Raw genomic sequence first — 22874 nt, 5'->3', positions numbered from 1 at the left:
TTGTTCATCTTCGATATAATAATAATTTATGTGTGTAAATGGATCACAACTTAGAAGGGAATTAGGGGGTAAACAATGGAGGAAACTATTAGCCTGCGCGAATTGTTTGAGACATTACGCAAACGGCTTTGGCTAATCGTCTTGATCACGGCGCTTGCGACGATGGTAAGCGGTGTGGTCAGTTATTTTCTATTGACGCCAATTTACCAAGCGTCAACGCAAATTCTCGTCAACCAAGCCAAATCTGAGCAGCAGATGTATAACGTTGGCGAGATTCAAACGAACGTGCAGCTCATTAACACATACAGTGTCATCATTAAAAGCCCGACGATTTTGGAAAAGGTGAAAGATGAGCTGCAGCTTGACCAGACATTGGACGCACTGAACGGACAAATTCAAGTCTCAAGCGAAAAAGACTCGCAAGTGTTCGCTGTTACCGTTCAAGATCCGGATCCTGCCATGGCGGCTAAGATCGCCAATAAAACGGCCGAAGTGTTCAAAAACGAAATCGTCAACATTATGAACATCGACAACGTCACCATTCTCTCCAAAGCAGAAGTGAAAGAGCATCAAGCCCCAGTGAAACCGAAGCCGCTTCTCAATATGGCCATCGCCTTTGTCGTCGGCCTTATGACGGGCGTGGGACTTGCTTTCTTGCTTGAATATTTGGACAACACGATCAAAACGGAAGAGGACGTCGAACGCCATCTCGGCCTGCCGGTACTCGGCACCGTCAGTTTGATCACTGCTGAGGGTGATCAAAAGAAGAAACATGAATCGGCTCTTCCGCAAACAAGAGGTGAAACCATTGGCTCGTAAAAAACAGATCCGCAAAGTAGAGCGGAGACTGATCGCTGCTGATAACCCAAAATCGTCGATCTCTGAACAATATCGGACGATCCGAACAAATATTCAGTTTTCGGTCATTAATACACCACTCCGCTCCTTGATTGTGACATCTACCGGTCCTGGTGAGGGAAAGTCAACGACTGCGGCCAACTTGGCGGTCGTTTTCGCCCAACAAGGGAAAAAGACGTTGCTCATTGATGCCGACTTGCGTAAGCCAACGGCTCATTACACGTTCCGCCTCAACAACTACACGGGGCTCACCAACGTCTTAACGGGTTCGGCGCCGCTCTTGCCGACGTGCCAAGAGACGCATATCGACAACTTATTCGTCTTATCATCTGGTCTGATCCCGCCCAACCCAGCCGAGCTGCTCAGCTCGAAAGCGATGGCTCAGACCCTCGAACAGTTGTACGAGACGTTTGACCTCGTCATCTTCGATACCCCGCCTGTCTTGGCCGTGACAGACACGCAAATTTTAGCTAACCAATGTGATGGACCGGTGCTGGTCATCGAAAGCGGTGGCACGGAAATCGAAGCGGCCATCAAGGCGAAAGAACTGCTCGAAGCAGCGAACGCCAAGCTGCTTGGCGTTGTATTGAACAAACGGAAACACCGTGACGGCGGCTATTACTACTACTACCAATACAAGTAACAACAAACGGCTTCCCCAATGGCGGGAAGCCGTTCATGTGAGAGAGAAAGAGGGGAGAGACCGTTGAGAAACTTCGTCTTTATCCTTTTGATCACTGCCGCTTGCCTATCCTTTACCATTGTTGGACACTTGTACTGGAAACAAACGATCGACGCTACAGTACAAGCGGCACGGGCGAAAATGGAAACATCCGGCCAACAAGAAGAAAAAGCCGATCAAACGAAAGCGATCCTTGCCCGCACCAAACAGCTGCCTGCCGCGGCACAGAACGCCATCAAACGAGCTGTCGAAGAAAATCGCCCGATCCGCCTCGTCATTGCTGGTTCCGAATCAACACCGGAGAAAGGCGGTTGGCCCGACTTATTGAAACAGGCGCTCGACGAAGCATACGGCGAGGGGACGTTCCAAATTACCGTCCATGAATATGAAGGGTTGACGACCGCCGACGCCGACAAGCAGCGCATCGCCGCTGACTGGGCGAATGACAAACCCGATCTCGTTTTGCTTGAACCGTTTTTGTTAAATGACAACGGCGTCATTGTTATCGATGATACGCTCGATCATATTGAGTCGATCATCGGTCAACTCAAATCCGCCGCCCCCAATGCGGTCGTGATCTTACAGCCGCCCAACCCGATTTATAACGCTACATACTATCCAAAACAAGTCGAAAAACTTGAAGCGTTCGCTAAGGAAAAACATTACGCCTACTATGACCATTGGACTGCGTGGCCCGACTACAAAAGCAAGGAAATCGATCAATACGTCGATCCAGAAAGCGACCTCTCGACTACGGTAGGCGCTAAACGATGGGCGGAGGCGCTGGCTGAATATTTCATTGCCCAATAAAAGACGCGCACCTCAATCGGGTGCGCGTCTTGTTTATCGTGATGCTGTTGCTGATAGCTCTAAATGCTCTTTTAACTCATTCGAAATCGCCGTCCGCTCGCTGTCTGGTACGAGTAAATAATAGATACCGTTAATTTTCGTCCCTTGGCCGTTAATATGCAGCTGCTTAATTTGCTTGCGGGCGTCTTTGTAATTTGCCTGAATCTCTTTCATGTCCTCAAACGTCAAGTTCGTCTTAATGTTCTTCCCGATCGCGGCGAGTACATCGCTATAGTTCGTGAGTGATGAGAAGCTAGCGCCTTTCTCAATAATGGCTTGAATGATTTGTTTTTGGCGATCTTGACGCCCGAAATCGCCACGCGGGTCTTCTTTCCGCATGCGCGAATATTTCAACGCCTCTTCCCCGTTTAGCGTAATTTCCCCTTTCGGGAAGTACGTTCCACCATACGTAAAGGCAAACGGATTATTCACAGTCACCCCGCCGACGGCATCAACGATATCGCGAAAGCTTTCCATATTGACTTTAATGTAATAATCGATGGGGATGTCCAAGAAGTGCTCGACCGTCGCCATTGTCATCTCAACCCCGCCAAAAGCGTACGAGTGGTTGATTTTATCTTGCATCCCTTTACCGATAATCTCCGTTCTCGTATCGCGTGGCACGCTCACCATTTCAATCGATTGCTTGTTCGGATTGACTGTCAAGACGATAAGCGTATCGGCGCGTCCTTTATCCCCTTTCCGCTCATCGACACCCATTAACAAAATCGAAATCGGTGTTTTCCGCTCAAACGATACTTCTTCTTGGCGCTTTTCCGACTTCCAGTTCACTTTTTCATGCATCTCGTTCGCCGTCTGTTTGAGATTATGATAGATGGAATAGGAAAACATTCCTAATCCAAGCAGCAGCACAACAAATACCCCCGCCAGCCATCGGAGCCATTTCTTCTTTTTCCGACGTTTTGCTCTCATTTATACTCTTCCTTTACACAAAAAATTTTCATTCATATCACCTCAATTATAGAATGTTTTTTATGAGAAAACAACCGGAAGCCGTCTTGCCCATTTTCCACTTTAACCCACAGATAGAGGAATTTTATTTCCGTTTCGACAGCGTTCGACAAATTCCGTCTATTGATAGATCTATTTTCCTATGTTACCATAATGATTGTTTAGCAGAAATCGATAGTCCGTTTTTCCGATGTTCATAAAGGGGTATTTAGTACCAACAAAAAGTGAGGAGGGGTGACGATGATCGACATTCATACCCATATTTTGCCCGGCATGGACGATGGAGCGCAAACGATGGATGATGCCATCGCCATGGCAAAAGCAGCAGCGGATGAGGGCATCACAACGATCATCGCCACTCCTCATCACCAAAACGGAAATTACGACAACCCGAAATCATCGATTCTCGCGCTAGCAGCTGAGCTGAATGACGAGCTGAAACAGCGCGGCATCGCTTTGACGGTGCTCCCAGGGCAGGAAGTGCGGCTGCACGGCGATTTGCTTGACGGCGTGGTGCGTCATGAGGTGATGGCGCTCGCCGATACGCCATACGTATTGATCGAATTTCCACCTGATCATGTACCTAGATATGCCGAACAGCTGCTGTTCGACGTGCAGCTGAAAGGATTGATGCCCATCATCGCCCATCCAGAGCGAAACGCTGAAATTATTGAAAACCCTGATCAGCTCTACCAGCTCATCAAACACGGCGCTTTCGCTCAACTGACTGCGTCCAGTATCACAGGGCATTTCGGCAAGAAAATCAAAACGTTCTCCTTTCAACTCATCGAGGCGAACTTAGCCCATTTCATCGCCTCAGACGCTCATAACTTGAAAACTCGCCCGTTTCGCTTGCGCCAGGCGTACAGCGCCATTCGTAAAGAATACGGCGCAAACATGGTTTACTACTTCCAAGAAAACGCCGAGCTGCTCATTCGCGGCCAAGCCATCTTCCGCGACGAGCCAGAACGGGTAAAAAAGAAAAAATTTCTAAGTCTCTTTTGAGTTCTTTTATATTAAGAGGATGATCGGTAAATGCAATACACCTTTTCTTTTTTTCGTTCACCGTCGAAAATTGACTAATTGTCCTGTAGGAGAAACAAAACCGATGTCGAACCGACGGCGCAACGTCACAGAGCGTAGCGTTTTCCATATACCGCAACGGCTCTTTCTTTAGGACAGTTTTACCTAAGCAACGAGTGATTCGCTGTGATGGTTGTCGTGTCTTAAAGACAGGCCGTTTTTCTTCGTTTTTTGTGCCGGCGATGTCTCCTTATCGTTATCAACGGAGGCACTCGGCCATGCCGTGGGTGGGGACGATGACGGTCCTATCACCTTAGACGCCCGTCGTCGAGGGTGTGGCGTGAGGGCGGGTTAGATGCCCGATCTAACCTTGTTTTCTACACTCATTGATCATGAAACAAAATGGAAGATGCCAAATGAAATCCCGAGAAGGGACGATGTTTTATGCCATGTGCGTCGGCGAATCGGTATCACTCGTGCGGCACCGATGCGCGGAGGCATATGGGCCAACCAATACATAGGAGGTTACATACGTGAAAAAGGTACGCAAAGCGATCATTCCAGCGGCGGGTTTAGGAACGCGCTTCCTTCCGGCGACAAAGGCGATGCCGAAGGAGATGCTGCCGATTGTCGATAAGCCGACGATCCAATACATCGTTGAAGAAGCCATCGCCTCAGGAATCGAAGACATCATCATCGTCACCGGAAAAGGAAAGCGTGCCATCGAAGATCATTTCGACAACACCTATGAGCTCGAACAAAACTTAATGGAAAAAGGCAAATACGACTTGCTTGAAAAGGTGAAAGAACCGTCGAAAGTCGACATTCACTACATCCGCCAGAAAGAGCCAAAAGGGTTGGGACACGCCGTCTGGTGTGCAAGAAACTTTATCGGCGACGAACCGTTCGCGGTCTTACTTGGTGACGATATCGTCCAAGCCGACCCGCCGTGCTTGAAACAGCTCATCGATCAATACGAACAAACGTTGAGCTCCGTCATAGGTGTCAAGCAAGTACCCGATCATGAAATACACCGCTACGGCATCATCGACCCGATCGAACAAAACGGCCGGCGCTACCAAGTGTGCCAATTCGTTGAAAAACCAGCGCCTGGCACCGCGCCGTCCAACTTAGCGATCATGGGAAGATACATCCTTACACCGGAAATCTTCCTCTTCCTTGAAAAACAAGAAACCGGCGCTGGTGGCGAAATCCAACTCACTGACGCCATTCAAAAGCTGAACGAAATCCAACGCGTCTTTGCCTACGAATTCGAAGGTAAACGCTACGACGTCGGCGAGAAACTCTGATTCATCAAAACGACGATTGAGTTTGCGGTGCAAAATGAAGAATTAAGAGACGATTTGCTTGAATTTATGGAGAACATCGTAGTACAAACAAAGCAACATATAAACGTATAGTATAACAAGCCCCATTCATATGGCTCGTTTTTAATTATAGTGAAGGACGACGCAAGTGTTTGATGAATCGTAACGGTAGGTGATTCCCATGTCTTTCTTCCAGCAACAACCGAAATCCGTCAAAAAGGCCATCCGCTATATTTTGCAAGATGTTCACTCACTCGAAACCCTCGAACAGCTAGAAAAAATGATCCGCTATTATATCCAAAAGCGAAAACGGGAATTATTGAACAAAGAGGAGCGATCATTGGAATTAGTTAGGTGATGAAATGAAAAATCGATGGATGACTTGGGCAGTTGTTCTTGTTCGGTGCGGGATCATTTATTACTTTACTGAATCTCCCCTATTTACCGGTGCCAATACGGCCAACTGGATTCGTGAAATGATCAAGCAGCTGTCGTTTTTCCATGTTACTACTAGTGATGATAGCGTGTGGTCTTGGAATTACTTTGTGCGTAAGTTCGCTCACATGCCTGTGTTTGGCTTGCTTGCAATTATCGTATGGCGGGCGCTCTACCCGCGGCGGTGGGCGATGGTGGGGGCGTGGGTGTTCACTGTCATCTATGCCTGTTTGGATGAGTGGCATCGGTCGTTTCACCCTGAGCGGACGCCGCTTTTGTCAGATGTCGTCATTGATGCGATCGGTGCAACGTTGGCGTTATGGATCGTATGGATGTCGATGCGGAAGGTGCGCCAGTCGTATGAGCAGTCGGTTCGGTAAGGGGGGATCATGTCTTTTGTAGTGTGGTATTTTATATGTTCGAGATTATTTATTTTTAGATTAATTAGTCTGAATAGTTAATCAAATAATTTTGCCTATATGTAAGTTGCGAAAAGGATGATCATGTAAACCGCCCCGTAGAGGGGCGGTTGTTTTTTTATCCCATCGAGCTGAGAAGAATCCCTCGTTCTAGCATGAGTGGAAGGATGAATTGGTGTCTCCCGTTATGGATGTTCCCTTTGTACCAAATTCTTGCAAGAAGGGCGTTGTTTGTTGCTTTGGCCAGGCAGCGGAATCGTGGGACGCACGGGGGCAGTGATTGATTCATCGCCTGCCATTAGGAGAGCGTTTCTAAAAAGAATCCCCCACCTCTTCGCGGTTGCGCAGGTGGGAGGAGGATCAAATGTATTTGATCATGGCCGTTTCATCGCAACAATCGAGTTTAGGGCAACTCACACAGTCGATCCATACTTTTTCGGGCAACGTTGCTTTTTCCGCGATTTCAAACCCGCATTTTTTAAAGAATTCGATTTGGTAAGTGAAGGAGATTAATCGTTTTACCCCGAGTCGGGCTGCTTCGTTCGTAATATGGTTGACGAGCATGCGTCCGATTCCTTTCCCCATATGATCGGAGGATACGACTAACGAACGAACTTCCCCCAGATCATGCCCTAAGATATGTAATCCTCCTACTCCAACGATTTGGTTGTTTTCCCTTGCTACGTACATGCATTGCAAGTGCTGATAGATGGATAATAATGAGCGCGGCAAAACCAATCCCTTTTCCGCAAAGTGTTGAATTAATGCATGTATTTCTTTCACATCACTGGTGACGGCATGGTCAATTTGCATCGGGCTCCCTCGCTATCGTATAATAATAGATTCTTTTTTATAAATATACGATATTTTGTGTTTATATGCAATCAAAGATTCCATTAATTTTGATCAAGAAATCGGAGAGGTCGTTCGTTTCGCATATACGGGAAATGCTCTTATGATGTTCTTGATATGTTTATGCACAGGCATGTAAGATAAACATCTACGAGAGCAGCATATTCGTTGATGGAAGAGACCATTCCTCCCGTCAAATTAGCATCCGCGCTGAAAGACGAGTGTATTCCATCATGCCAACGACTTAAAATACATAGCTGAAGAGTTTGCATGGTACCCCATGAAACAAAGACAAGCTCTGACCACAAACTAGGGATTTACTTTGAGTTAATTTTCAAAAAAAATGGATATTATTGTAGATTTATCGGATATTCTGATGAAAGGCCTTTCATTATAATTGATGTAAGCGTTTCATATCATCTTTCGTATTTTTGCGATTCCAGTATAGTGACAAGCCGACAAAACAGAAGGGGGAGAATACAGAAATGAGAAGAGTAGGTTTGGTCGTATTGAGTTTGCTTCTTCTCTTGGCTCTAGCCGCATGTAATGATGGTGGGGAGGAGAAGGCATCTGGCGCCAAGAATGGCGTGATCGAACTGACTTTATGGACCGACTGGACTGAAGATCGTCCAGAAAATACTGTTTATAAAGATATGATCTCGAAGTTTAACGAGCAGCATGATGATATAAAGATCGTTTTGGAAACCATTCCTCATGATCAATATGAAACAAAGTTAAGAACACAAGCTGCGGGTAACCAATTACCTGACATGATGCGTGTATGGCCTGGCGAAAGAACTTCTGTGCTTGTGGAAAGCGGCGCGTTGCTTCCGCTTGATCCCATCATCGATCAGTGGAAAGAGTCCATTCCAGAATCCATTTTAGATGATTATGCGGTCAAAGGGAGCTATTACGCCATACCTTCCAATGTCAGTTTAACGAGTTTGATTTTCTACAACAAAGAACTCCTTAAAAAAGCTGGCTACAGTGATTTTCCGACAACTTATGAAGACTTGAAAAAGTTGATTGTCGCTCTCAATAAAGAGGGAATCACTCCTATTTCATTAGGAAACAAGGCAACTTGGCCGCTTCAATCCGTATACATTTCAACGATTGCTGATCGTTTTACGGGTAGTGATTTCTTGCCTAATGTGCTCAGTGGCAAAGGTTCCTTTGTCGATAAGAATTTTATTCAAGCGTTATCTGTGATCGATGAGTTGACGAAATTAAATGCCTTTAACGAAGATATGAATACGATCGACGAGGCGACGGCGAGAAATGAGTTCATCAAAGGATCTGCCGCTATGCACTTTGCAGGTTCTTGGGCAATTGGGCCAATTCTTGATAACGTAGAAAACATTGATAACATTGGCGTTGCTCCGCTACCAACATTTGAAGGAGGGAAGGGTGAACCGTCTAGCATATCCGGTGTAGCAGGCGGGGGCATCGCGTTGAGCTCACAATTAACGAAAGAGGAACAAGAGGCCGCCTTTGAATTCCTGAAATTCTACTATAGTGAGACGTTATATCAAAATCTTGTTAAGGCAAATATTATTGTGCCTGTAAACGTTGAAATGGATAGCCAAACACCGGCGATATTCAAAACAGCGAATAGCTTTGTTCAAGGCGGATTGGCTCCGGTTTATGATGCGACATTACCTGCGGAATTAACCGACATCATTAACAATGGGCTGCAGGCGATTACATTAGGGGAAAAAAGCCCGAAAGAGCTAGCTAAAGAAATGCAAGATGCACTAGAAAAAATGAAATAAAACATGTTCACTTCTATACCATTGCTTTCATTTGGACCTTGTCTTTCTCGAGTGTTGGATGGCCGAACATGAGGTTGATTAAGCCGCTATGAATCTACATTTGGGGAGTGTCCCGAGTCACTCGGGACACGAATCTCTATTCAAAGGTGAGCTGTGATGAAGATAAACAAGAAAACAACCATGGGGATATGGCTTGGAATCCTTCCCGCTCTATTGATATACACCGTTTTTGCCATTCTACCTATTTTGCAATCGTTTTATTATTCCCTCATGAAGTGGAACGGGATATCAGAGATGACCTTTGTGGGGCTGGATAACTTTGTGGAATTGTTAAAGGATCCTGATTTTTGGAATTCGGTCAAAAATAATATATTGGTCGTACTTGCGTCTGTGTTCGGTCAAGTGCCGATCGCGTTATTGATCGCCATCCTACTGAATAGAAAGCTAAAGGGGTCTAGACTATTTCGAACGATTGGCTTTTTACCAGTCGTATTATCGACCGTTGTGATCTCGATCACTTGGAATTTAGTTTATAATTCTAAATACGGATTAATCAATGAGTTTCTCAGAAGTATAGGGTTAGACTTCTTAACACAAAACTGGTTGGGCGACCCGGACTTAGCATTGTATTCCGTGCTTGTGGTCATTGTATGGCAGTTTGTTGGGTTATATTTAATTATTTTTCTCGCCGCATTGCAAAATATTCCGAACGAGGTGTTAGAATCAGCGAAAATCGATGGGGCTTCGGAATGGGTGACCACATGGAAAATCACTATCCCGATGATTTGGGATACCATCCTAGTGGCGATCGTTTTATGCATCTCAGGAAGCCTAAAAACGTTCGATCTGATTCTACAAAAGATGTTTGAAGAAGATCTAGTCACTATTATCGAGAAGTTAGGTTTGGATCATGAAGAAACCAATGATTGGCTAATTGAAAGAGCCTTGGAATACATTCGTCAGTTTTATCGAGAACCGATCAAAGCGAGTGAAGTCGCTAATGTAGTCAATATTTCAGCCAATTATTTCAGTACGATATTTAGGCAAAAAACCGGGAAAACATTTAACGAGTATGTCAACCTTCTAAGAGTTAACGAAGCGAGGAAACTGCTTTCTGAAACTTCTCTTCGAGTGGGTGTGATCGCTAACAATGTCGGTTTCCATGAGTATAAGTATTTCGTCGAGGTATTTAAGAAATTTACAGGCATGACTCCAACAGAATATCGAAATTTGTACAATAGAGAGCTAGGAGGATAAGGCATGGAGAAAATTGGTATGCAATTGCCGAATCATTTTATCATTGGTGCTGCATCATCTGCTTGGCAAACGGAAGGGTGGTCTGGCAAAAAAGACTTTCAAGACTCTTATTTAGATCTTTGGTATAAAAATCATCGGGAGGTTTGGCATAACGGGTACGGACCAACGATTGCTACTGATTTTTACAATCGATATAAAGAAGATATTCAATTCATGAAAGAAATTGGTCTTACGCATTATCGGACATCAATTAATTGGTCAAGGTTTTTGGTTGACTACGAACATGCTGTCGTTGATGAAGAGTATGCAAATTATATAGAGAATGTGATTGATGAGTTATTGAAAAACGGAATAGAACCAATGATATGTCTAGAACACTACGAAATCCCCGGAGTCTTGTTTGAGAAATACGGAGGTTGGGGATCAAAACACGTTGTTGATTTGTTTGTCAAATATGCAGAAAAAGTATTCGAAAGATATGCCCATAAAGTGAAATGGTGGTTTACTTTCAATGAACCCATTGTCATCCAAACAAGAGTTTATCTAGATGCTGTCCGATGGCCTTATGAACAAAACACGAAGAAATGGATGCAATGGAATTTTAATAAAACCCTAGCGAATGCGAAGGTTGTTCAGCTGTTCCACCAATCATATACGAGTCAACATAGAGAGAGTAAGATCGGGGTCATTCTAAATCCTGAGGTGGTTTATCCACGATCCAGTGCCCCACATGATATCGAAGCAGCGAAAATGTATGATTTATTTTTTAATCGGATGTTTTTAGACCCGATGATTAAAGGGGAGTATCCGAATGAGCTTTTTGATTTAATGCAAAAACATGACTGTTCCTTTGAGTATAACGATGAAGAGCTGCAGATCATTAAAGAAAATAAGGTTGATTTCGTAGGGATTAATCTTTATATGCCTAAACGAGTAAAAGCTAGGACGACAGCCTGGAATCCAAATACCCCTTTTCATCCAGAATTTTATTATGAACACTTTGAGTTGCCGGGTCGAAAGATGAACCCTTACCGAGGGTGGGAAATATACCCAAAAATTATGTATGACTTTGCCATTCGTATCAAGGAAGAGTATGGTAACATCGAATGGATTGTTACTGAGAATGGCATGGGGGTTGAAAACGAACACCGCTTTAAAGATAAAAACGGTGTCATTCAAGATGATTATCGGATTGAGTTCATTAGTGAGCATCTAAAATGGTTATTAAGAGGAATTGAAGAAGGTTCTAACTGCAAAGGATACATGCTTTGGGCTTTTACGGATAATGTTTCTCCAATGAATGCTTTCAAGAATCGGTATGGTTTAGTAGAAATCGATTTGGATGATGATAGAAATCGAAGAATGAAAAAGTCTGCTTATTGGTATAAAAACCTGATCCAAACAAGACAGTTTGAGGCAAACAATGATCATTTTTATAAATAATTAGCAGCTGATCATGAAGAATACGTGTGAATGGTTGTTTTACTTCTTGTACAACGTGTGACTAACTATCCATGAAAAATTAAGTACCACTTTTCGTTTCAGAGCAACATCATTCACGTGGATTCGATTTGTTCATTTTTAGGAGTGGAAAGATGAATCGGAAATGTATCGCATTTGATATTGGGGGAACATTCGTCAAGAGCGGAGTGATCGATGGCGACGGAAAAATGATTGATAAAACAAAAGAAAAAACCCCAAATCATTTGGAGGAACTTTTAGCGCTCATTGAACAAAGAGCTCTAGAACACGAGGATGTTGAGGGGATTGCTATTAGCACTCCAGGAGCAGTTTCCCCTGAGGGGGTTATATACGGTTCAAGTGCCATTCCCTATATTCATGGGCCAAATATGAAAGAACTGGTTCAAAGAAGAGTGAAAAAACCCGTTTTTTTAGAGAATGATGCCAATTGTGCAGGACTTGCGGAAATGTGGCGTGGAGCAGGTGTGGGGAAGAAAGATGTTTTAGTTGTTGTGATTGGTACTGGAATCGGCGGGGCTGTTTTTAAAAATGGTCATTTACATAAAGGGGGTCATTTGCATGGAGGAGAATTCGGATACATGCTCCTAACCACAGACATCAAAGGGGACAATGATGTTTGGTCAAGGATTGCCTCAACAAAGGCGCTAGTACGCACGGTAGCACGGTTAAAAAACATCGATGAGAATGCCATTGATGGGGAAGAGATTTTTAGATTAGCGGAAAAGGGAGATGAAGTTTGTCTTCAGGCACTGGATCGATTCTATCATTATTTAGCCGTAGGTATTTACAACTTACAGTATATTTATGATCCAGAAATTATCCTCATTGGCGGGGGAATTAGCGCAAACAATGAACTCATACCAAGAATTAACGAGAAGTTGGAGCAAATCCTGTCAGTGATCCATTTGGCAAAGATGAAACCTCAAATTGCTCCTTGTCATTTTCGTCAAGATGCGAATCTTTTGGGGGCGGTTTATGGATTTATCAGAGAGTATTCCAATATAGGTTCAACATAAACCAAATCAGTTGTGCTCCTGTTGTGGATGCTAGCAGGATGAGGTGAAATGGTGGCCTATCCGTGATACGCGAGTGGGTGTGCTCACCATACGAGAATCATGACGTCGCTCGGAATCTCTTCAATGAGAGGGATCACTAACGGTCATCATAGGGGAGCCAAACCGTAGGATGCACAGAGATGGCTCGGCGCCGTAGGGAAGGCATTCCAAACAATCTCCCCCACCTCTTCGCGGTTGCGCAGGTGGGGGATGATTCCAGTGTTTCACGATGGCTCGAAAGGGGATCGATTAGTTTCCTACCACTTGCTTTGCTTTTGCGGGATCGACATAAACGTTTTCGATGGAAGGGAACTGGGACAGTTTATAGGCTAAAATCTTTCTCACGGATTCGTTGATTCGTTCTTCTGACAGTTTTCCCGTTTGGACGGCGTCCCATATGCCGTCGATCACTTCTTTTTGGTGGTCAAACGTGTGGCAAACCAACAATAAGTCAGCGCCAGCCGCTATGGCGCGATAACCGAGTTCCCGATAGGTGAAATACTTGCTTACCGCTCCCATCTCCAAATCGTCTGTCACGACAATGCCTTCATAGCCCAATTTCTCCCGCAGCAATTGTTGAATAATCGCAGAGGAAAGGCTGGCGGGATGTTCTTTGTCGTATACCGGGTATTTAATGTGTGTGACCATCACAAAGAAACGGTCATGGTTGATGTTTGTGATGATTTGTCGAAATGGAAGAATGTCTTTGTTTTCAAGATCTTCCATCCCGGCCTCAACGGAAGAGCTGTCATGGTGCGGATCGACTTGACTGCGCCCGTTTCCCGGAAAGTGTTTCAAGACAGCCGTCACACCCGCATCGGTCAGCCCCGTTACCACTTGTTGCCCCAACCGTCCTGTCAACACAGGGTCTTCCCCAAACGAACGGCTGTCAGTCGCCGATAAATCCAACACTGGTGCAAAGTTGATTTGAATCCCCATCGCGGCCAGTTCTGTTCCCGTTCGGTGGGCGATTTGATACACTTTGGCATCGTCTTTGCTTTGCCCTAGCTGCTGTTGGGAAGGAATTGGGGAAACGTATTGTCGCATTCGGACAATCTTTCCCCCTTCCTGGTCAATACTAAAGACGAGTGGGATTTTGAATCGGCTTGCCAAGGCGACCCGCTGCAAATCATTCGTCAAGGTGGCGACTTGTTCCGGTGTTTTCATATTGCGGTCGTATAAAATGGCCCCGCCCACATGATATTGGCGAATCATTTGTTTTACGTTTTCATCGGGCTCGGTCGATGGAAATCCGACAATGACGAGTTGGCCGATTTTTTCTCGAAGGCTCATCGTTTTCATCAGACGATCAATTTTTTTGTTTCGATCAGACGATGGCTCAAAAAAGGTGATGCTTGTTTGTTGGGGTTCATCGTTTCCGTTGTTTTCATTGGTTTGTGATTGTTGGTCGTTTTGTTCTGTCGGTTCGTTCGCTTGCGGCTGTTGGCTGTTCCCGCTGTTTCGTTTTTCAGAGCTGCTGCTCGGGGGAACGGTCTTTGAATCGGATTGTTCTCGGCTAACTAAAGCATAAGTAGACAAGCATAAGGCGACAGACAGTAGAGAAACTACGAGAATTGACGCCCATGAGATTCGTTTTTTTGCCTTTCTTCTAGAACTTCGAGAATGCTTCATTGCTTTTCACCCAGTCTAATTTTTGAATATTCGCTTCATCAAGCACCAAACGTCCATTTTCCTTCATGACATGCTAGTATCCGTCCCATCTCCGTTGCCAGCGAAGGATGTTAGTTCAATATATGAGATATTTCTAATAGTAATAACGTCGATTGTACCCCATTCGTTTCTATATACATGCTCATTGGATATGGAAAAGTTAACCTTCGCCTACGTAGTGCCTGCTCCGGTGATACCGTTCCTAAGGAAAGCGGTCGGAATCAGACATGAACCGGCTGAAAATCATCCATGACTACGGATGGCCGTCTCAGACACTTCACAAGCAGGAACGGGAGATGAAAAACGCTTATCTTTGCCAGTGTGCGTTGGCGGTTCGGCTTGTGATGGTGAGAGAGTTGTTGTGGAAGGACAGTGTGTCCTTCCTCCGTATTCACCGCAACGGAATTCGATCGAACGCTTATGGGAAAGGGGAAGATACTGTCCAAGCCATTATCCAGTTTGTGAACGACATCCATGAATGTCCGGGGGAAGTCTGGGGTGGTGCAGCGGGAAGTGAATTTTTTTAGGTGCATCATATCATATTGCAGTTCTTTCGCCCAACTCTCTATGTTCACATTTGAATCCAAAGACAAAAAACAGATCGTTTGGCTCGTTGCTGGATAAAAGCGTTTAAGGAAGGAAGTGCGGAAACGGACTAAACAGCGCAAAACGCCGGTAAAATGATGCATAACGGCGGTGTTGCGAAATAAGATGTACTACATCATAAGGTTGATTTTGTTCAACGTAGGGACGGGGCGCTAAGGTGATGGAATCGAGGACGGAAGTGCTGGAGGGTGGGAGTTGACTGATGGGCATACAAAACAGTGGAATCAGGTGTGGGCGGCGAGTAGGGTGTGTCAAGGCGATGGCGCAAAACGATGCGGGAGTGGAAGGCAGTGCTGCCAGCTGGAAGGCTCTCGATGAGGGAAGTTGGTTGTGAGAAATTTCCTTGGAGCACACAGCGCGGAAAGAAGAGGGGAAGGCTGAATGGAACAAGAGGAACAGATGCAATGGCTGCTAGAAAGTAGACAGGTCGAGATCGAATGTTTGAAAGAGATTGTGAAAAGTCTCAGTTATACAAAAGAGAAATTATTGGCGATCATCATCAACCCTGGAAATTACGACGAAGAGACGATTGAAAAAGCGTGGGATCATTTGAAAATGATCGATGAAGGGCTGTTGGAAAGAAAAGACGGGGTTCTTTCGTCGAAGGTACACCATTTGCTCATCGAGATCAAAAAGGAACTGAAGAAGATGAAGAAGACGCAGGGGGAACGGGAGCGGGTGCTATCCCAAGATCAGGGGGATGGGGAATGAGGATGTGGCCTCAACTGGCATTCAGAGAAAGGTCAGCGAAACGAATTGTGATAAAGGGAGAAGAACCGAACTCACACGAAAGCGGCGATCCTTCTAATCTGAGTGTGCTGGTTGATGGCAGACCGGAGTGATTTTTAAAACATAGGCGGCAAGAATGGGGGACTGCCGCCTATGGTGTTGGCCGTCACCGTTTCGGCGCTAGTTCGACGGCGACACGGATGGCTTCAAGCATGCTTCGTTCGTCGGCTAGGTTTTTCCCAGCAATGTCGAAAGCGGTGCCGTGGTCGACTGAGGTGCGGATGATGCCGCCTTTTAGGCCGACGGTGATGTTGACGCCGGCTTCGAGCCCGAGCACTTTGATCGGGGCATGCCCTTGGTCGTGGTAACATGCTACAACGATGTCAAAATCCCCACGTACGGCTCGGTAAAAGAGCGTGTCAGCAGGGTATGGCCCGGTGACATTGATTCCTTCTGCTTGGGCTTTGTGAATGGCTGGGATTAGTTTTTCCTCTTCCTCCCCATTGCCGAACAGCCCGTTTTCCCCAGCATGGGGGTTAATGCCGCATACGGCGATGCTTGGGTGTTCCTTCCCCGCTCTTGTCAATGTATCATGAGCCAGTTTAATGACTTTGTAGGTGCGCTCGGGATTAATCATTTCGATCGCTTGAATGAGCCCGACGTGGGTCGTGAGATGAATGACCTTTAGTTGCGGTGAAGATAGCATCATCGCATAGTCCTCTGTGCCGGTTAAATCAGCTAAGATTTCTGTGTGCCCTGGATACAGATGGCCGCCTTTGTGCATTGCTTCTTTGTTCAGCGGGGCGGTGCAAATGGCGTCGATTTCCCCGTTTTGGGCCAGTTCAATGGCCCGTTTTAAAAATTGGAAAGCGGCATCTCCCGCTGCGGCCGATACTTGACCAAACGGCAAGTCGACCGGGAGTAAATCTAAATGGAGGCAGTCAATCATCCCGTATCGGTAATCTGCTTCGGCGATGTCAGAAATCGGGCGAACCGTCAGGCCGGCGTTTGTGATCCGAACAGCACGTTCCAATATTTTTGCATCCCCGATTACTAAAGGATGGCACTGTTCGTAGATAGACGAGTTTTGCAGGGCTTTAACGATAATCTCCGGACCAACTCCTGCGGCATCTCCCATCGTGATTCCAATGGTAGGTTTCATTTGGCATCGACTCCTTGTAACTGATGAACGGCTTGAATTAAAGTGTTTTCTGAACCAAAGGCTCCAGCCTTGGTAACGACGTACATTTCCGACTCATGGATCAGTTTTGCTATGGGTACCCCTGGTTCGATTTCATCAATCAATTCAAAACCGGTCGCTCCTATTTGACTACATACATATTTGGCAGTATCTCCGCCTGTTAACACCATGGCTCCAAAATATCCGTTACGGATCAACTCGGCGGCGACTTCCCCCAAGCTCTCAGCAATGAGGTTGCTCGTTTCGATCGGGGTTCGTCCGCCTGCTTCCCCGATGGCTCGTACTCGTTGGATGTCACTAGAGGAAGCGGAAGAATAGAGGACGATATGGAATCCTTGTTTTACCTCGTTCTCGGCCTGGCGCAACGCCTTTTCCATTTCGGTGATGCGGGACTGGTGGTCGCACACCAGTTGTACAGAATCGACTTGGATGCCTTTGACGTTTGGTAAAGAAAGAACACGATCAAGCTGCGTCCGCGATACTTGACTTACACTCCCAACAACGAGCAAGATCGGTCGTTTGTTCGGTTTTATGATCATCGTTTTGGGCGATGTTTGCAGGTCATATACTTCGGGAAGATAATACGCCAATCCAGCCGAACCGACCCAGACGACTTGTTCATTGAGCTGGCGCACATATTGAGCGATATCACGTAAATCGTCTTCGCTGACAGAGTCAAAGACGATATACGGGATGCCGTCAGCCCGGTAGTGATCCAATTGCTCCTTCACCTTGTCGAAGCCGAGACGAAGGGTTTGATAATCAATCACCCCGATCGGCCGCTTCGTCTGTTTGGCAAGCAAGCGGGGAATGGATGATTCGTCGATCGGACATTTCGGATCCCTTGATAGCTCGGTTTCATGAAGCAAGGTGCCATGCAAAAAGTGGTATCCTTGATAAACCGTTCGTCCATTTTGCGGATAAGCCGGTGCGATCATCATAAATGTCGGCTGCAAGGTGTCGTAAATGGCATCGATTTCTGCGCCGATATTCCCTCGCAAGGTGGAATCAATTTTTTTGTAAACCAGTGTAGCATACTTTTTAATTGTTTCAGACACACTTTTTACCTTCTCGTATGCTTTTTCTTTAGGTAAGGAACGGGTATCAGTATCAATGACAACCGCATTAGATAAATGCCAAGCGTTCGGATCAGGTTGAAACAGAACGGATGTATTTAATCCGTGGTAAGCAAATTGTGCGCCGCTGTCATTTGCACCCGTTAAGTCATCTGCAATGATTGCGATTTTCATGGTGTGTATCTCCTTCCTTAAGGTAAGGGAAGTGCCAATTTATGAACCCATTTGATACTTGACGGTGTTCTTGCTGTTATTCTTCTTTTCTAATTTTTTGGACAGAAATGCAATATAAAGGGGCAACAAAATTGCAGTTGTAACTGTACTGGCTGCTACTTGGACGGTCGCCAAATCGACAACATTAGCGAAAGAAGCATTGGCAGCTGCGATGGCGGCAGGGGTGGCTACTGCGTTGCCTGCAGTGGAACCTTCAGCTGCCCCGACGATCGGATTCCATCCCAGAATTTTAAAGACAAAATACCCGGCTGTGCCGGTAAGAAATACGGTGGCTACCCCAAGCAATACACCGCTTAATCCGCCTTTGACAATAGCCCCGAAATCAATTCCCATTCCTAAGGAAAAGGCGAAAAATGGGATTAACATATCACTGCCTTTAGCTAAGAACTCTCTCATGTCACTATCCAAGTTGCCAAGGATCATTCCGATGACAATGGGAAGTAAGACGGAGATAAATGAGATAACTGAAAACATTCCGTCAACGAACCCCATTGCTCCGAAAATCGATAAGGCAACCATGGTTAAAAATGGCCCATCATTTAATGCTAATAGAGAATAGGCTGCCTTGTCATCTTCTTTACCATATTGGCCGACAATTGCCATGTACAGCCCTCCGTTACTGTTGGTCATGGCGGCAATAATGGCAAGAGGAACTAACCCTAGAAACAAACCGTCCGCACCAGCAAAAAGGTAGGCGATTAGCCCAACAACCGCTCCAACTAGCCATTTTATGAAAAGCAAAGTAAAACCTTTTCCAAGAGCAACCCCCGCGCTGCGTAAGTTGATTTGTGCCCCAGCGCAAAGCAAAAAAAGAGCAATTAAAGCACTTGCGCTATTTACAAATAATGCCTCAGTAAAGTTTCCAATCCGAAGTAAATCAGGAACAACCGTGTTAATAGTTGCGGCTAATAGTAATGGCACGACCATCATCCCGCCAGGAATACGATCCAATGTCGCTTTGATTTTCATTTCTCCCTTTCCCCCTTCTTGAAGTGTTGAAAAATGAAACATTTAATTTATGTGAAATCGCTTGCAATTAAATTGTAGTTCGTTTTGTTTTATTTATCAACACATTTTTGTTAAAATAAATAAAAACTGAAATAATGTTGCGTTTTGCAACATTATTTCAGCTTTCTCCATAAGGTGCTTCGGTTAATGCCAAGTCGTTTCGCTGCTCTCGTTTGGTTCATGTTTTCTTCTTCAAGTACCTTCCAAATGATCTCTTTTTCAATCTCGGCCAACGGCTTGTGCAAATCCAAACATAAATCGTTTCCGCTGTCAAGGAAACCGATAGTTTTTAAGTCTTCGACCTGGATATATTCATGGCGGGCTATTTGGATGGCTTGCTCCATCACCTTGTTTAATTCTTGCAAATTGCCTTTCCAATGATGGCGGTGCAGCCATTTGAGAGCCGCTTCGTCGATGCCGACCACTTGTTTTCCGTACTTTACATTGTATTGGGCGATGAATTTTCGCGCATATTTTTCTAAGTCTTCCGTGTACTCGCTTAACGATGGCAAACGAATTTGATTGGCCTTAAACTGTTTGAACAGATGATGAGATAGCTGTTTTTGTCGGGCTAAATGAGCCGGGTCGTTCTCAAATAAAAAGATGATCCTCACCACTGCCGTAGCAATGAGTTGGGAAATCTCATCTTGCCGCAGTAACGGCAGCAGTTCGACTCCTTGCAATACACATGTTCCACCTTCCCTATAGGTGAAAATAGAGTGGAGGTGGTCAATCAGCTGGTCGTCATCAGCTGTTATGCGGACGTGCAACAACATACCCCCTGTTTGCTTGCCCTCGCAATGGATGATTCCCGCCAGCGTTTTTTTGCCGCTTCCTTGTTCACCATATAGCGCCACTGGTTCGCGATGCATCGCTGCCCTTTTGCCTTGCTCAATCACTCGATGAATCGATTCGCTGTTGCCGATGATTTGAGAAAACGAACGCATCGTAGGCTGTACAGCAGAAACGGTTAAGTCATGTTCTTCTTGGAGCTCAGTGCTTTCAGCCAAGCGTATGTAATAGTGAGGTTCAAGCGGATCTTTGTTTAAACATCCTTGCCGCAAATGCATCCGTTTATCATTGACGATACAGGTGGATTGAATTTCCACAGGTGCGATCGCTCGGCATAGCTCGTTATATTCATGGTCAAGAAAGGGGAAACAGGCATAAATGGATGATTCGTTGGAGTTGTTTTTCATCCAATTGAATCGGTTTTGAAAAGCCGGGCTGGCATACTCGATGGTGCCCTGCTCATTGTAAACCGCAATGGCGACACGGCTTTGGTGCAATAGTTGTTTATATCGTTTGACTTCTTTGGCTGTATTTTTGAGCATTTGATATGTTTGCTTTGCCTGTTCAAACGCTTCGATGACCGATTCTTTGCCGGAAGTAATAAGAATGCTTTGCAGTCCGTGCGCTTCCGCTGTCCTGCAAGTGACTGTATCCCCGATAATTGTTTGAGCGCCTGCTGCCTTTGCCTCTTTTACCGCTTCGTCAACTTCTTTTTGGTCATGGATAATGGTGTAAGGGATCTGGATATCTAAAAGGTTGGATACAGAAACAAATCCTTGGCAAATGTTCGTGAATCCGATAATCCAATGATGGGCGTGATAGTCTTTCACCAGTGTCAATATACGTAAAATATCGTAACCCGACACTTGAATCTCAATAACGGGCAATGAAGTATATTGGCGTAACAGTTGTGCCGTGCCACCGCGGCTAATAACTAGATCGAACCCTTCTTTTTCGTACTGTTTCACAATCGGAATGGCCTCTTGCAAGTCGCCTTGCACAACGGTCAGATCGAGTTCCTGTTGTTCTTTGGCTAACGTGGAGGCCAGTTCTTTCAGTCCAGGGTACGGGGCAATCAATAATGTTTTTATGTTCATATCCATTCATCACCTGTTTTGTTCTGGTCTTTCGTTCCCATTCATTATAGCCCAATCTTTAGCTAGATGTGACATATATGAACACATTCATTTCCCCTGTATAGGTATGGCCGAGAGAGTGATCGACTAGGGGATGGGACTAAACTGGAAAACGTGGAAGCCCAGACTACTATTTGAGGTTATACCTAATGAGGACGATGGATGAATAGGTGCATAGGTATTCAAAATATTCAGGCTTGAAAAAACATATTCAAAGGTCTTTGGTGTCAGTGGTTACGAAGACAAGGATGGTTCTTTCCTGCAGCTTTCGATTTTGCACATGACAAAGAGCGATTCTCTCTATTTCATATAACTTTATATAAAATTCAAAATATTATTGACAAACAGCTATAGCTAGTATAATAATTAAATCAGATCGGTCTTTTTGATGATATTCAGTATAATTAATTCGAGGTATATAAGCTTTGGCTAAACTCTATGATTGACGAATTTTTTATTTTATCCCTTCACTGCATATCCTCTTATTCATACACAATTGTTTATCTTTTGGAACACAAAAGATGGAGTGAGTCGAAAAATTATAATTTTATAAACTTATAATTTTGCATTGCAATTGAGGAGGATATCAATGTACATAGATAAGAAACTACATATTCCCCTTTATCGACAAGTAGAGCGAGTATTAGAAGAAAAAATAAAATCAGATGAATGGCCAATTGGACATCAATTGCCAACTGAGCAGGAGTTAGCCGATCTTTTTGATGTTAGTACGATTACAGTAAAAAGAGCTATTCTAGAACTTGTAAACAAGGGTTATTTATATAGGCAAAGGGGAAAAGGAACTTTTGTATCGAGGCCAATAAAAGAACAAAATTTAAATGTTTTCTTTTCTTTAACCACTGAAGATGAGAAACATCCGCATAGGTTGGTCAGTTTTTCTGTTGGCAGGGCTGACAGAGAGATTACCAATAAGTTGGGTATTGAGAATGATATGACGGTGATCAAGATTAAACGTTTAAAAATCGAAGGCAATGAGCCAATGGCGCTGGAATATACCTATCTTCCTTATGACAAATGTTGCGGTCTTACACCAGATGATATAAATAACGAGCTTATTTACAATATCCTTAAGAAGAAGTTTCGTATCGCCTTAGGAAGAGCCAAACTATTTATAAAGCCTTACATTGCTACAGACGAAAAAGCAACATTACTACAAGTCGAACCTGGGAGTCCAGTTTTTGAATGGGAGAGGTTTACCTATACAAAACAAGAAGAGGTTATCGAGTATTCAAAGTTTTACGTACGCCAAGATAAAGAAGCATATTATACGGAGGTTTATTTTTAAATCTTTTACTATTCTATATATTGGAGTTTTTACCAATGAGTTATAGATGTATCCCCTAAAAGGTTAACCCCTGATCAAGGGGTATACATTTATTAAGGGAGTGAGGAATGCTGCAAAAGTTAGTCAGCATA

Annotated in this window: 19 protein-coding genes and 1 pseudogene; 13 read left to right on the top strand and 7 right to left on the bottom strand. The window is 44.7% G+C overall.

Features of this window, described 5'->3' with window-relative positions; genetic code table 11:
* Nucleotides 1-75 precede the first annotated feature (75 nt).
* The 3 genes from NSQ22_RS17560 (at nt 76) to NSQ22_RS17550 (ending at nt 2350) form a co-directional block, all read left to right on the top strand.
* Nucleotides 76-819, top strand: a complete 744-nt coding sequence (locus NSQ22_RS17560; protein ID WP_008880658.1) for a YveK family protein — start codon at nt 76-78, stop codon at nt 817-819.
* Nucleotides 809-1501: a CpsD/CapB family tyrosine-protein kinase gene (locus NSQ22_RS17555; protein ID WP_269799547.1), complete on the top strand. Its 693-nt coding sequence runs from the start codon at nt 809-811 to the stop codon at nt 1499-1501. Before NSQ22_RS17560 ends, NSQ22_RS17555 begins: the two co-directional genes overlap by 11 nt.
* 63 nt (nt 1502-1564) lie before the next feature.
* Nucleotides 1565-2350, top strand: a complete 786-nt coding sequence (locus NSQ22_RS17550; protein ID WP_008880656.1) for an SGNH/GDSL hydrolase family protein — start codon at nt 1565-1567, stop codon at nt 2348-2350.
* A 33-nt stretch (nt 2351-2383) separates the two neighbouring features.
* On the opposite strand, the gene NSQ22_RS17545 is transcribed toward NSQ22_RS17550, so the two are convergent.
* Nucleotides 2384-3322, bottom strand: coding sequence for a LytR family transcriptional regulator (locus NSQ22_RS17545; protein ID WP_171355498.1), 939 nt, complete (start codon nt 3320-3322; stop codon nt 2384-2386).
* Nucleotides 3323-3601: 279 nt separating this feature from the next.
* Here NSQ22_RS17545 and NSQ22_RS17540 point away from each other — a divergent pair, with 279 nt between their 5' ends.
* The 3 genes and pseudogenes from NSQ22_RS17540 to NSQ22_RS17530 all read left to right on the top strand — a co-directional run bounded on the left by NSQ22_RS17540 (nt 3602) and on the right by NSQ22_RS17530 (nt 6527).
* Entirely contained in the window at nt 3602-4366 is a 765-nt protein-coding gene (locus NSQ22_RS17540; RefSeq protein ID WP_171355499.1) for a CpsB/CapC family capsule biosynthesis tyrosine phosphatase, read from the top strand.
* 551 nt (nt 4367-4917) lie between these two features.
* Nucleotides 4918-5805, top strand: a pseudogene (gene galU / locus NSQ22_RS17535) (UTP--glucose-1-phosphate uridylyltransferase GalU).
* 269 nt (nt 5806-6074) lie between these two features.
* The gene (locus NSQ22_RS17530; RefSeq protein WP_339263954.1) at nt 6075-6527 is read left to right on the top strand and encodes a VanZ family protein; all 453 of its coding nucleotides are present in this window, start codon (nt 6075-6077) and stop codon (nt 6525-6527) included.
* Nucleotides 6528-6926: 399 nt separating this feature from the next.
* Here NSQ22_RS17530 and NSQ22_RS17525 read toward each other — a convergent pair whose 3' ends face one another.
* Nucleotides 6927-7379: an N-acetyltransferase gene (locus tag NSQ22_RS17525; RefSeq protein ID WP_008881388.1), complete on the bottom strand. Its 453-nt coding sequence runs from the start codon at nt 7377-7379 to the stop codon at nt 6927-6929.
* A 524-nt stretch (nt 7380-7903) separates the two neighbouring features.
* Between NSQ22_RS17525 and NSQ22_RS17520 the strand changes: the two genes are divergently transcribed.
* The 4 genes from NSQ22_RS17520 to NSQ22_RS17505 all read left to right on the top strand — a co-directional run bounded on the left by NSQ22_RS17520 (nt 7904) and on the right by NSQ22_RS17505 (nt 12945).
* Nucleotides 7904-9190 carry an extracellular solute-binding protein gene (locus tag NSQ22_RS17520; RefSeq protein ID WP_171355707.1) on the top strand — a complete coding sequence of 429 codons (1287 nt, stop codon included), beginning with the start codon at nt 7904-7906 and terminating at the stop codon, nt 9188-9190.
* A gap of 156 nt (nt 9191-9346) precedes the next feature.
* The gene (locus tag NSQ22_RS17515) at nt 9347-10447 is read left to right on the top strand and encodes a helix-turn-helix domain-containing protein (RefSeq protein ID WP_011888348.1); all 1101 of its coding nucleotides are present in this window, start codon (nt 9347-9349) and stop codon (nt 10445-10447) included.
* A gap of 3 nt (nt 10448-10450) precedes the next feature.
* A complete protein-coding gene (locus NSQ22_RS17510) occupies nt 10451-11890 on the top strand; it encodes a glycoside hydrolase family 1 protein (RefSeq protein ID WP_100660539.1) in 1440 nt (479 codons plus the stop codon).
* Nucleotides 11891-12042: 152 nt separating this feature from the next.
* Complete coding sequence (locus NSQ22_RS17505; RefSeq protein ID WP_339263951.1) at nt 12043-12945, top strand: ROK family protein; 903 nt, start codon at nt 12043-12045, stop codon at nt 12943-12945.
* 288 nt (nt 12946-13233) lie between these two features.
* On the opposite strand, the gene NSQ22_RS17500 is transcribed toward NSQ22_RS17505, so the two are convergent.
* Complete coding sequence (locus tag NSQ22_RS17500) at nt 13234-14523, bottom strand: glycoside hydrolase family 3 N-terminal domain-containing protein (RefSeq protein ID WP_339263950.1); 1290 nt, start codon at nt 14521-14523, stop codon at nt 13234-13236.
* Between the two features lie 359 nt (nt 14524-14882).
* Between NSQ22_RS17500 and NSQ22_RS17495 the strand changes: the two genes are divergently transcribed.
* Nucleotides 14883-15182, top strand: coding sequence for a hypothetical protein (locus NSQ22_RS17495; RefSeq protein WP_339263948.1), 300 nt, complete (start codon nt 14883-14885; stop codon nt 15180-15182).
* Nucleotides 15183-15642: 460 nt separating this feature from the next.
* Nucleotides 15643-15972 carry a hypothetical protein gene (locus NSQ22_RS17490; RefSeq protein ID WP_011888340.1) on the top strand — a complete coding sequence of 110 codons (330 nt, stop codon included), beginning with the start codon at nt 15643-15645 and terminating at the stop codon, nt 15970-15972.
* A gap of 184 nt (nt 15973-16156) precedes the next feature.
* Here NSQ22_RS17490 and pdxA read toward each other — a convergent pair whose 3' ends face one another.
* From pdxA to NSQ22_RS17470, 4 genes are all read right to left on the bottom strand, one after another.
* Nucleotides 16157-17152 carry a 4-hydroxythreonine-4-phosphate dehydrogenase PdxA gene (gene pdxA, locus NSQ22_RS17485; RefSeq protein WP_011888339.1) on the bottom strand — a complete coding sequence of 332 codons (996 nt, stop codon included), beginning with the start codon at nt 17150-17152 and terminating at the stop codon, nt 16157-16159.
* Nucleotides 17149-18441: a four-carbon acid sugar kinase family protein gene (locus tag NSQ22_RS17480; protein ID WP_011888338.1), complete on the bottom strand. Its 1293-nt coding sequence runs from the start codon at nt 18439-18441 to the stop codon at nt 17149-17151. Before NSQ22_RS17480 ends, pdxA begins: the two co-directional genes overlap by 4 nt.
* Nucleotides 18442-18480: 39 nt before the next feature.
* On the bottom strand, nt 18481-19470 hold the full coding sequence (locus NSQ22_RS17475; RefSeq protein ID WP_041264735.1) for a 2-keto-3-deoxygluconate permease: 990 nt from the start codon (nt 19468-19470) through the stop codon (nt 18481-18483).
* A gap of 152 nt (nt 19471-19622) precedes the next feature.
* Nucleotides 19623-21398, bottom strand: coding sequence for a PrpR N-terminal domain-containing protein (locus NSQ22_RS17470; RefSeq protein ID WP_041264733.1), 1776 nt, complete (start codon nt 21396-21398; stop codon nt 19623-19625).
* 628 nt (nt 21399-22026) lie between these two features.
* On the opposite strand from NSQ22_RS17470, the gene NSQ22_RS17465 reads away from it, so the two are divergent.
* A complete protein-coding gene (locus NSQ22_RS17465) occupies nt 22027-22743 on the top strand; it encodes a GntR family transcriptional regulator (RefSeq protein WP_011888335.1) in 717 nt (238 codons plus the stop codon).
* Nucleotides 22744-22874 lie beyond the last annotated feature (131 nt).

The organism is Geobacillus sp. FSL K6-3411 (genome assembly GCF_037965715.1).
Taxonomy (GTDB): domain Bacteria; phylum Bacillota; class Bacilli; order Bacillales; family Anoxybacillaceae; genus Geobacillus; species Geobacillus thermodenitrificans.
Note: the sequence above shows the minus strand (reverse complement) of the source record. Positions and strands in the feature narration are given on the sequence as shown.